The following is a 10,329-nucleotide window of genomic DNA, read 5'->3' on the forward strand; positions in this document are numbered from 1 at the left end:
TCTTTTCTCTTCAATCCATTATTTTTCTTTGCTTCTTTTTCGCCCACCTCCTATACTGGAAACTGATATGACACTGCTGCATTTACAGAAAACTGGAGGTCCTTATGGCGAAAAAAATCACCCTCAAAGAATTGGCTGCAATGACAGGGACGTCTGTCTCCACAGTATCCAAAGCCCTAAATCAAAGTACAGAAATATCCGAGAGCACACGCCGACGAATTGTCGAGGTGGCCCGAGCCAGCCACTATCAATTTGGGAAGCAAAGTCTGCCGGAAGAGCGGCAGAAAATCGTGGGATTTTTGGTACCGGATGTCTCCAATCCATACTTTGCCCGTCTCTGGCGAGGTGTAGAAGATATCGCTAAAGCTCACGACTATTCTGTAGTAGCCTGCCACACCGGAGAAAACTCAGAGCTCGAGGTCGAGCAGCTGATGCGCATTCAAAGATTGGATGTGGCAGGACTATTAGCTGTCCCGGTACGAGAGGAAAACTTTCATAATATTCAAATCCCCTTTCTCTTTTTATCTCGCTGCGGCGCTTCATATAACTCTGTAAGCTATGTCATAAACAATGATTTTCGCGGTGCATACCTGGCCGCCAATTATCTTTTAGGACAGGGCAAAAACAGCATTTTTTTCCTAAGTGGCCCAGAACGAATCTCCGTAGCCACCAGTCGGACGCAGGGACTGCAAACTGCTTTCCGGGAGAAAAACCTTCCGTTTTTGAAGAGCCGTATCTTATATGACAATCTAACATTTAAAGATGGTTACCGGGCACTGGGAAGGATTCTGCGGGTTCAGCGCCCTCCTTTTGGTATCTTTTGCTCATCAGATATCGTAGCCATTGGAGCACTCAGTGCCGCCCGTGACAGCGGATACAAAATCCCTGAGGAAATCAGCATCGTGGGATACGATAATATTGCCAACGACCAATATCTGGATTATCCGTTGACTACTATCGCACAGGCAGACTATCAAATTGGTTCTCATGGCATGAAAGTTTTGGTGGAGATGATTACATCAAAAGAACCATACCATCAGGTCAATCAAATTATGTTTGAACCGGAACTGATTATCCGGAAAACATAACCGGGGGAACTCCCCTCAAAGGAGGATCACGTATGAGTGAAAAAGTGAGAGCAGCCGTGACCGTAGCCAGCGGTCAAATTGCCATCCAAGAATTTGACATGCCGTCCCTAGGTAAAGGAGCCGCCATCTGTAAAGTCCTGATGGCTGGTGTCTGCGGCACGGATAAACATACATACAGCGGCGAAACTGTACAATACAAAGGAACGCCGGATGAATTTTCCATTCCTTTCCCGATTATTCAGGGGCATGAACTTGTCATGGAAATTGTTGCTATTGACGAAGAGGGAGCCAGAAACCTCTCCTTTGACGGGGATTATCTGCAAGTCGGCGACTGTGTCACTATCTGTCCGGATGTGGTATGCGGAACATGCTGGTACTGCAAAAATATTCCCAGCTATCCCTGGTGTGAGAAAGCGCAGTTTCACTATGGACACAACCGCTCCAGCAACTCAGAAAAACACCTTTACGGCGGATTTTCTCAATACATGTATATCGAACCCGGAGCCCGGCTTTATAAGGTGCCGGACGGGCTTCCCAATGAGCTGGCCTGTTTTACTGAGGTCATGTGTGTAACTTATACGCTGGAAAAAGCCCGGGAATTCAGCGGCTTTTCCCTGGAGGGATTTAATTTTGGAGACAGCCTGGTCATTCAGGGCTCCGGTCCTCTTGGTATCGCACACATCGCCATGGCCAGAATGATGGGTGCTGGAAAAATCATTGCCACCGATATCTCTGACTACAAACTGGATATTGCCAAAGCCTTTGGCGCCGATGTGGTCCTGAATGTGGAAAACAGCACCCCCCAGGAGCGGATCGCCCGTATCAAAGCAGAAACCAACGGACGGGGCGCTGACATTGTGGTTGAATGCGTTGGACGTCCTGAAGTCTTCCCCGAGGGATTGAAATACCTGCGTAAAGCCGGTATGTACCTGGAACCCGGCAACTTTGTGGATTGCGGCAGCACAACTATCAATGTCCACGAGATCTGTGCCAATAACCTGCGTATCATCGGCATGAACAACCACACGCACACCAAATATAAAACCGTTATGGAAATGATGCTGCGCACCAAAAATCAATTCCCATGGCATCGCTTTTTCAGTCACAGATATCCGCTTTCCGCGACGGAGGAGGCCATCAAAACCAGTATGACAAAGGAGAGTATGAAGGTTTTGATCGATCCCTGGATGGACGATTCGCAGTTTTGCGCGGACTGATGGATTTCAGAATAGCATTCCAAAGGAGGTCGAACAAAATTGGAATCAAAAGTCAAGGCAGCAGTCTTGGTTAAGCCTGGTCATGTAGAAATCCGTGAATTTGACATGCCTGCACTGGGTAAGGGCTCTGCTATTTGCAAAGTTCTGATGGCCGGTGTCTGCGGCACGGATAAGCACAGCTATCGTGGAGAAACTGTTCAATACAAAGGGACTGAAAACGAGATTGATCTGCCCTTTCCTATTATTCAAGGTCATGAGATCGCTATGGAAATCGTGGCCATTGATGAAGAGGGGGCCAGAAATCTCTCCTTTGATGGGGATTATCTGCAAGTTGGAGACCGAGTCACCATCTGTCCGGATGTGGTATGTGGGAACTGTTGGTACTGCAAGAACATTCCCAATTATCCCTGGTGTGAACATCTGCAGTTCAGTTATGGAAACATGCGCTCCTGTGATGACGGGAACCATCTCTATGGCGGCTTTTCCCAATACCTCTATATTGAACCCGGAACACGCGTTTACAAGATTCCCGACGGACTTCCCAATGAGCTGGCCTGTTTCACTGAAGTCATGTGCGTAACTTATACGCTGGAAAAAGCCCGGGAATTCAGCGGCTTTTCCCTGGAGGGATTTAATTTTGGAGACAGCCTGGTCATTCAGGGCTCCGGCCCTCTTGGCATCGCGCACATTGCTATGGCCAGAATGATGGGTGCCGGGAAAATCATTGCCACCGATATTTCCGACTACAAACTGGATATTGCCAAAGCTTTTGGCGCCGATGTGGTCCTGAATACGGAAAATACCACCCCCGAGGAGCGGATCGCCCGTATCAAAGCAGAAACCAACGGACGGGGCGCTGACATTGTGGTTGAATGCGTTGGACGTCCTGAAGTCTTCCCCGAGGGATTGAAATACCTGCGTAAAGCCGGTATGTACCTGGAACCCGGCAACTTTGTGGATTGCGGAGGCACCGATATAAATGTCCATGAAATCTGTGCCAATAACCTGCGCATCATCGGTATGACAAACCATACGCATACTGGCTATAAAACCGTTATGGAAATGATGCTGCGCGCTAAAAATCAATTTCCATGGGAGAGGCTCTTCAGTCACAAATATCCTCTTTCCGCAGCGGAACAGGCCATTCAAACCAGCATGACAAAGGAGAGTATGAAAGTTTTGATCGATCCCTGGGTAGATTAAGCACGCCAAAACGTTCAAGCTCTCTTTGTCTTCTTTTCTCCTGGCAGCACCGCTGTATACAGCGGTGCTGCCCATTTTTACAACTTCCATATAGAGGAGGATTTCTCATGAGGCTGGCCATCAAAACCTGTACACTGGATATGCCATTTCCCGACATGCTGGACTTTTGCTGTACGCACCACGTATCAGCGGTGGAGATCGGGACAGGTAATTGGTCCAATGCTCCGCACATTGACTTGGAGGCTCTGGTAACTTCCAACTCCGCCCGTATCAAGTGGCACGATGAAATCCGCCGCAGGGGGCTGTCGCTCTGCGCTCTGAATTGTTCTGGGAATCCGCTGGCCTATACTCGTGATTGGCAGGTTACAGAGAAAACCTTCCAGCTGGCTGAGTATCTGGGCGTAAAAAAGGTTATTATGATGAGCGGACTTCCTGCTGGCTGCCCTGGGGATCAAACCCCTGTCTGGATCACGACTTCCTGGCCTCCCGAAACACCAGGTATTTTGGAATACCAATGGAATGAAGTTGCAATTCCAAAATGGACACTGCTAGCAGATATGGCCAGAAATCGCGGAATCGAACAAATCGCACTGGAAAATCACGGAATGCAGCTGGTATATAATCCGGAAACGCTTTTGCGTCTCCGTACAGCCATAGGCCCAATCATCGGTATGAATCTGGATCCTTCGCATCTTTTCTGGATGGGAGGAGACCCCATAGAAGCCGCTCGCGTATTGGGAGCAGAAGGCGCTTTGTACCACATTCACGCCAAGGATGCCCGCAGAGAACGCAGAGCATACGGGCCCAACGGCATGTTGGACACAAAACCGATCGATTGTTTCCGAGACCGGTCCTGGAACTATGTGGCTGTAGGGGCAGGCCACAGCCTGCAATGGTGGATCGAATTTTTCTCTGTTGTCCGCATGTATGGCTACAATGGTGACGTAGCGCTAGAGATGGAAGATTTGACCATGCCTATGCTGGATGGACATTTACTGTCTTTAGGCACGCTCCAATCTGCTGTTCCCGAATTTTCAAAAACGGATCCTCTTAAACCAATGCAATAGAGCAGCTTTCTCTCTTGTCAGTAATTTTATCTTCACGTAAGCTTTTCGTACCGACTCCTTAAAGGTACCAAACGGCATGTAGAGGTCATCAGCGTCTGTGTTTTCGATTGCAAGCTACGATCACGACAGCAAGTTGATTTCTTTCGGAAAGCATCCTAAACCGTCCGATGAAATTAAGCCGCTCGCAGCTAAGCCAAACTCTTCTCTTCCTCCAATTTCTATTGGCTTTTTGGTAACATGATCCTTTAAATATAGCAAGTCCGAATATAGTGTGCGATGTACTGGGACCATAAGCCGTCTATACGTTATGTCATCTATTTCTCCGTCTAATATACCCTCCAAAAGGCGGAGCAGAAAATCTATCTTGTCGTTTTCCTCAATCCGATTGATAATGTTTAGAACAAGCACACCCTCTCTATTAAATTTTTCTTTCCCGAGCAGCTGAGTGTACTGTTCTCGTTTTTCCTTTGGAATATTTCCAAGCCCTATACAGTAACGCTCGAATTGGCAGCTTGCAGCCCCTGGCGGGGTTCACTAGGATCAGCCGCTCCGCCAAGTTGTTCAGTAAAGTATGGATACTGTGGACCACCCGGACGCTCAGGTCTTTGTTTTTCAGCTGAATATGCTGGTACCGCTGTACCCGCCCGTTCTTCTGGAGATCGTTGTAGAACTTCTGGATCTGAACCGTGGTGAGCTTGTCCAGCTTGATGTCCTCCAGTTCGGGGATGATGTAGTTATTGATATAGTTCAATAATAGTCCTTGATGTTTTCCCGAAGCCGGGGCTCGGCATAGACCTCGTGCCACATCAGCACCCAGCTTTTTACCGTATGGGTGCCGCTGCGGTTCATGTCCAGCCGCTGGCTGTCCGCGATGGCCTTTTTCAGCTTTTCCTTGACCTCTGCTTGGGTTTTACCCAGCACATTCTTAATTTTCTGCTTCCCAGTCGCTGGGTCATAGAAGGCCGTGTAGACCCCCTCCCACCAGCCATCCTTCCATTTGCGGATACTGCACTCGCCATTGGCGCGTTTCTTCCCCATCCATCATCTCTCCTTTCCTGCCAGCTCACCGACTTGCTGTTCGTCCTCGTTTTCAAAGTTGTACGGGGTGGTTGGTCTGCCTGCAATTCTTGCTGGATGCCCTGAGCCAGGCGGTAGCCAGATATGAAGCTGTTCAGGCAGGCTTCCTCCCGCAGAGCATCTTCCAGATCCGCCATCTTCAGGAGCAGCTTCCGCTCCGGCTCATCCAGCAAACGGGTAAGCTGCCTGTGTGTCCGTTCAATCTTCCTGTCCAGATACTCCGCCCTGCAGGATGTCGTCTCGAACCTGTAAGAGGGCTTTCATATAATCACGCATCATGAATCGCCTCCTATCAGCGGCACACAATACTATGCCCTGACCTCAATAGCCGCTCCAACCGGACAGAGTTATCAATTTGTTAGCAAATTCAGGACCGCTTCCGAAAATTCGGAAGCGGTCCTGAACTTTACACTCACGTATGAAGTCTCGGTGATAGATGCTGCTGTTGCTCCATAATCCGTCGATGCACAGGGATCATGAGTCTTTCCATTCGGGCAGACAGATAAGTCTGGTAAAACTGTCGCTGCAGTTCATCCAGGAAAGGAACTTCTCTGATGAAAGCCTGCATCTCGTCCAGATGGAATCGCGGCATCATGCGCATGACCGCCGCATTGCAGTCCTTGTTTTCAGCCGCCATCAAGAAATCATAGTAGTTGATTTTCCGGTCATTCTGCTTGATAGCCGAAGTCGGAAAGCGGTAAATCCGGGCGTTCAGTTCATCCTGATTTGACAAGACTGCCCGCCTCACCTGGACATCTGCCAGGGACAGCAGACAGCTACCGCAATCATAGACCGGGGCCAACGTTGCGGACTGGGTGTCATCATTGTGATACAGGAACCTCCAGTTCCCGTTGTGCGGGTCAAAGGTTCCCAGAAGCGCGTCCACCACAAAGACATTCCAAAAGTGTTGCAGCGCTTCCACTGGATTCACGTACTACTGCTTTTCAATGGTATCCAGAATGTCCTCCAACTCCGTTCCGGTGCCGCCGTGTCCAGAATCCATAGCGATATTCTTGATGGAACAGATGCCAAACAGCTCTCTTCCGTCTGCGGTAAAATTGTTGCAGGCACAGACGATTCTCGCCCCCACATCATAGGTCCCCAGGATGGTTTCTTGTGCAGGGATTCCAACCATGTTGAATATAGTACTGGCAAGATACGGCTATTCGTGTAGGACAGCTCCGTCCTCTTCCCTGACCGGAAAGGGGAAATTCCAGTATACATCGCTCGCCCTGATATTCGGTTGCGATTTTCTTCCCGTTGGCACCGTTATAAGCTCTTCCGGGCACACGCTTGCAGTTTGTAAAATCAGGCACTTCATTTACCCACAGAAACTTCTGACGCAGATAATTGGCATGCTCATGTGTGATCGCGCCATCGTTGATCTCCGCGATGTTGATGCTTCTGTACAGTTCTTCCCACAAACAGTCCCGCAGAGAGGAACCCTCCGCAAAGCCTTCTTTGTATGCGTCCAGATCATGCTGAAAATAAGGTTGGAGCCTATAATTCCCAGGAGCATTCCCACGGGGCTTCTGTCGACTCCCTGCCTGCCCCCGTTGAGGGGATATGCTTTTGTGCCGACATATCTTTCATGGAAGCGCCCTTCTCTTTGGATTTGTATGTTGTATTTTACCACATTACCTCTCGTAGGTGTGAAACAGCTCCTGTTGAAAGTTCCCATTGGTGAGTTGAGACTTGATCTGCCGGATGCTATTCCAGTCGAGAGGCGGCGTTTATATATCATTCCCAAAACTAACGTTTCCACTTCAGGTGGACTTTGGCATGACGTGCTATTGGATCGAAGATCGTGGACCATTCTCTTATGGCAAGGCGGTCACCGCATTTTTTAGCAGCGAATCATTGGCAGACAACATTGGGGACGAGCTTTGGCCGATGCAGGAGCTGGAAGTTTATCTTCAGTTGTCCGGTTATGCACCTCCAACCCTATGTCCATGGTCGGCACTACGAGGCAACGCCCCAACTTCTCCGGTATACAGACGCGGAAAAAAACGTAGACTGCGCCATCCACTATAGCCTGTGTTCCGGGAAGGCGTTGATGCAGTTCTCGTAGAGCAGTACACATTTCAGAATATCTGGTCATTCCTGTACATCGAGCTATGCAGAGCCGTCCAGGCAGGCAACGCACTGTGGGAGTGTCGGCTATGTGGCAGGCGGCTTCTACATAAGTAGGGGGGAGAAATTTCTATACTATGAGCGGATTGCATCTGGCGAGAGCGAAAAGGCCTGCCAGGAAGTGGGCGCCAGAGCCAGTTTCGAGCATAATCTTCAGAGCGATGAGGTGTGGAAACTCTGCAAATGGGCATACAAAAATATTACGCCCGCCTCATGAAGGGCAGTATCACATGGGAAGCATTCAACAACGGGATTGCTCAGCGAGACTTTTTGATTGAACTAATGCGGGTTGTAGAGTCCGCAGAAGCGTGGGTGCACATTCTAGAGAAGTTCTAGAGGATCTGAAACAGGCTTTGAACCAGACGCAAATTGAGAGGCATATTGAGAACATTCATGCAGATGAAATATATACGTCAGAGGGCCAAGGCCCTCTGACGCACTCTATAGGGAGAATACTGGAAAGTCACTGTTATGCCGCGTATCCCCATAGTATTCCCAGATTATCAGATAGTTTCAGCGGGTATATCGTGTGCATCTATCGTTGTACAGAGATTTCCCTTTCTAACGCACAGATCAGAGCACTGTTAGACAATCTCGTACTGAGAAATATCCACATCTGCGAAAGAGACCCGTGTATAAGAGGCAGGCTTCGGAACCGGATAGGTGCAGTCGAAGCCCATCTTTGAGAGGACATTCCCTCCATTGGCCACCGGGTTCAATTCGTGGCCGAACGCGTTCGGAATGATAACGATGTCCTTAGCTGGGTCACACCGGGTCACCAGGGCACGTTCCACATCCTCTGCATCATAAATATCGATGTCACTGTTGACCACGGTGACCATCTGCAGATCAGAGAACGCCGCAAAAGCCGCCATAATGGCGTTTTTTGCCATTCCATTGTTAGGCGGATCCATCTGCACCACCACATGATAGTGACTGCCGCCATGCGTCATGTAGATATTCTTCAGTCCCTTTACCTGTTTACTGATGGTCTGGAACAGGTTTGCTTCGATGCCCAGGCCCTGGCCATTCCAGACTTCGCGACCGGGATGCAGCATATGGATAACAGGTTCTTTCTGAAGACTGATGGCTTTGACTTTCACAACCCAGCGGTCCGCGCGGGTGGCGTAATAGCCGCTGACCTCGCCGAAGGGCCCCTCTGGCTCGCGGACATTCGGCAGGATCTCCGCCTCCAGGATCATCTGGGCATCCGCGATGCCCTCCACATCCACCGTCCGGCTCTTGCACAGGCGTGCTGGCTCTCCCAGCAGATAGGATGCTACCGCTAACTCATCCACATCGATGGGTGCCGCAGAGCTGGGAGTAGTCGCTGCAACAAAGAACGCAGGATGCGCTCCGTTGTTGATAGTGATCTCCAGCGGTTCACCTCGGGCCTCCGCCCGCTCATAGTAGTCCCGCAGGTGACGGCCCATGTCCAGCAACAGCCCCATTCGGTCTTGCCCGGTGACCATCAACCGATGGATAGATGCATTTCGCACACCAGTATCTGGGTCCTTTGCGATGATGATGCAGTTGGAAAAATAAGGACCACCGTCCAACAGCGCATGGGTGGGGACCGGAATCTTGCTCAGATCCGGCTTTGGCATCCATACAGCCTGTGCAGGTGCACCCTCAACGATCACCGGTGCCACCGGATTCTGCCGCAGAGAAGCCACTGCTTCGGCAAACAGGCCGGAGAGCTGATCTACAGGCCGGTCGAAAATGGCAGCCACATTCTGGCGATTCCACCACATACCGGTGGTGACCGGATAGTCGTAGCCTTTTACACGGTCAAATACCAAAGCTTTGCCTCCGTCCAGTTTGGCGCAGACACCAGAAAGTTCATGTACGGCATCCACCGGGGTCTTCACATGGGTTAACCGACCAGCATTTTCCATCTTTTTCAGACAATCTTTCAGGTCCATTGGACTCCTCCATTCAATATTCTTCTCCCGTCCAGGGGCGGAAACAATCAGGTGTCAAGCCAAACTGCATTAGGGCCTTCCCCACTACATGATCCACCTGGTCTTCCATTCCTGCCGGGTGGTTGTAAAACGTCAGCATCGGCGGCATGATGGCACAGCCAGCCTCTGCAGCCGCAGTTATATTGCGCAGGTGAATCAGGCTCAGTGGCGTCTCCCGCGGCATCAGCACCACGCGGCGGTTCTCTTTCAGGCAGACATCTGCCGCACGGACCAGCAAGTTGTCCGAATAACCATGTGCGATGGCCGCCAGGGTCTTCATGCTGCACGGTGCTATGATCATACCATCCGTATAGAAGGATCCACTTGCAATTTTGGCTGCTAGATTCTCTGGCTCATAACAATGATTCGCCAAGGCCTTGACTCTCTCCGCCTCAATTCCGCACTCCAGGCGAAAATTCTGTTCCGCCATCCGGGATACTACTAGGTATGTCTCGACTTCTGACATCTCCCGTAGCAGTTCCAATAACCGCCAGCCAATACGAACACCGTCTGCAGCACTGATGCCAACGATCAGTTTTTTCATAGTTGTCTCCTCGTATAATAGATTTACGGTTTGGAT

At 50.1% G+C, this 10,329-nt stretch carries 11 protein-coding genes and 1 pseudogene; 5 read left to right on the plus strand and 7 right to left on the minus strand.

Annotated elements, in window-relative coordinates; translation table 11 throughout:
* Window positions 1–104: 104 nt before the first annotated feature.
* The 4 genes from HMPREF1546_RS16505 (at window position 105) to HMPREF1546_RS16520 (ending at window position 4,575) form a co-directional block, all read left to right on the plus strand.
* Window positions 105–1,088 (plus strand): LacI family DNA-binding transcriptional regulator, encoded by a 984-nt coding sequence (locus HMPREF1546_RS16505; protein ID WP_021750011.1) that lies wholly within the window; start codon window positions 105–107, stop codon window positions 1,086–1,088.
* A gap of 32 nt (window positions 1,089–1,120) precedes the next feature.
* A complete protein-coding gene (locus HMPREF1546_RS16510) occupies window positions 1,121–2,305 on the plus strand; it encodes a quinone oxidoreductase (protein WP_021752160.1) in 1,185 nt (394 codons plus the stop codon).
* A 39-nt stretch (window positions 2,306–2,344) separates the two neighbouring features.
* The gene (locus HMPREF1546_RS16515; RefSeq protein WP_083491046.1) at window positions 2,345–3,508 is read left to right on the plus strand and encodes a zinc-binding dehydrogenase; all 1,164 of its coding nucleotides are present in this window, start codon (window positions 2,345–2,347) and stop codon (window positions 3,506–3,508) included.
* Window positions 3,509–3,615: 107 nt separating this feature from the next.
* On the plus strand, window positions 3,616–4,575 hold the full coding sequence (locus tag HMPREF1546_RS16520; RefSeq protein ID WP_021747763.1) for a sugar phosphate isomerase/epimerase: 960 nt from the start codon (window positions 3,616–3,618) through the stop codon (window positions 4,573–4,575).
* A gap of 418 nt (window positions 4,576–4,993) precedes the next feature.
* Here the strand turns inward: HMPREF1546_RS16520 and HMPREF1546_RS16525 are convergent, their stop codons facing one another.
* The 5 genes and pseudogenes from HMPREF1546_RS16525 to HMPREF1546_RS19775 all read right to left on the minus strand — a co-directional run bounded on the left by HMPREF1546_RS16525 (window position 4,994) and on the right by HMPREF1546_RS19775 (window position 6,787).
* On the minus strand, window positions 4,994–5,326 hold the full coding sequence (locus HMPREF1546_RS16525) for a hypothetical protein (RefSeq protein WP_021747761.1): 333 nt from the start codon (window positions 5,324–5,326) through the stop codon (window positions 4,994–4,996).
* Window positions 5,323–5,613: a hypothetical protein gene (locus HMPREF1546_RS16530; protein ID WP_021747760.1), complete on the minus strand. Its 291-nt coding sequence runs from the start codon at window positions 5,611–5,613 to the stop codon at window positions 5,323–5,325. Before HMPREF1546_RS16530 ends, HMPREF1546_RS16525 begins: the two co-directional genes overlap by 4 nt.
* Before the next feature lie 110 nt (window positions 5,614–5,723).
* A pseudogene (locus HMPREF1546_RS19995) lies at window positions 5,724–5,873 on the minus strand (hypothetical protein); the annotation flags it as partial.
* 191 nt (window positions 5,874–6,064) lie between these two features.
* Window positions 6,065–6,583, minus strand: a complete 519-nt coding sequence (locus tag HMPREF1546_RS19770; RefSeq protein ID WP_301546135.1) for a hypothetical protein — start codon at window positions 6,581–6,583, stop codon at window positions 6,065–6,067.
* A gap of 3 nt (window positions 6,584–6,586) precedes the next feature.
* On the minus strand, window positions 6,587–6,787 hold the full coding sequence (locus HMPREF1546_RS19775; RefSeq protein WP_021747757.1) for a hypothetical protein: 201 nt from the start codon (window positions 6,785–6,787) through the stop codon (window positions 6,587–6,589).
* A 902-nt stretch (window positions 6,788–7,689) separates the two neighbouring features.
* Between HMPREF1546_RS19775 and HMPREF1546_RS20000 the strand changes: the two genes are divergently transcribed.
* A complete protein-coding gene (locus tag HMPREF1546_RS20000; protein WP_367646057.1) occupies window positions 7,690–7,842 on the plus strand; it encodes a DUF6076 domain-containing protein in 153 nt (50 codons plus the stop codon).
* 527 nt (window positions 7,843–8,369) lie between these two features.
* Here the strand turns inward: HMPREF1546_RS20000 and HMPREF1546_RS16540 are convergent.
* Entirely contained in the window at window positions 8,370–9,710 is a 1,341-nt protein-coding gene (locus tag HMPREF1546_RS16540; protein WP_021747754.1) for a UbiD family decarboxylase, read from the minus strand.
* Window positions 9,711–9,723: 13 nt separating this feature from the next.
* Window positions 9,724–10,293 carry a UbiX family flavin prenyltransferase gene (locus HMPREF1546_RS16545; protein ID WP_036629482.1) on the minus strand — a complete coding sequence of 190 codons (570 nt, stop codon included), beginning with the start codon at window positions 10,291–10,293 and terminating at the stop codon, window positions 9,724–9,726.
* Between the last annotated feature and the right edge of the window lie 36 nt (window positions 10,294–10,329).

The sequence above is a fragment of the Oscillibacter sp. KLE 1745 genome, assembly GCF_000469445.2.
Classification (GTDB): Bacteria; Bacillota; Clostridia; order Oscillospirales; family Oscillospiraceae; genus Oscillibacter; species Oscillibacter welbionis.

Excerpts from the sequence above, each read along its gene's own strand:
- HMPREF1546_RS16505 (WP_021750011.1), top strand. The coding sequence starts at position 105 with ATGGCGAAAAAAATCACCCTCAAAGAATTGGCTGCAATGACAGGGACG.
- HMPREF1546_RS16510 (WP_021752160.1), top strand. The coding sequence starts at position 1,121 with ATGAGTGAAAAAGTGAGAGCAGCCGTGACCGTAGCCAGCGGTCAAATT.
- HMPREF1546_RS16520 (WP_021747763.1), top strand. The coding sequence starts at position 3,616 with ATGAGGCTGGCCATCAAAACCTGTACACTGGATATGCCATTTCCCGAC.
- HMPREF1546_RS16530 (WP_021747760.1), bottom strand. The coding sequence starts at position 5,613 with ATGGGGAAGAAACGCGCCAATGGCGAGTGCAGTATCCGCAAATGGAAG.
- HMPREF1546_RS19775 (WP_021747757.1), bottom strand. The coding sequence starts at position 6,787 with ATGGTTGGAATCCCTGCACAAGAAACCATCCTGGGGACCTATGATGTG.
- HMPREF1546_RS16540 (WP_021747754.1), bottom strand. The coding sequence starts at position 9,710 with ATGGACCTGAAAGATTGTCTGAAAAAGATGGAAAATGCTGGTCGGTTA.
- HMPREF1546_RS16545 (WP_036629482.1), bottom strand. The coding sequence starts at position 10,293 with ATGAAAAAACTGATCGTTGGCATCAGTGCTGCAGACGGTGTTCGTATT.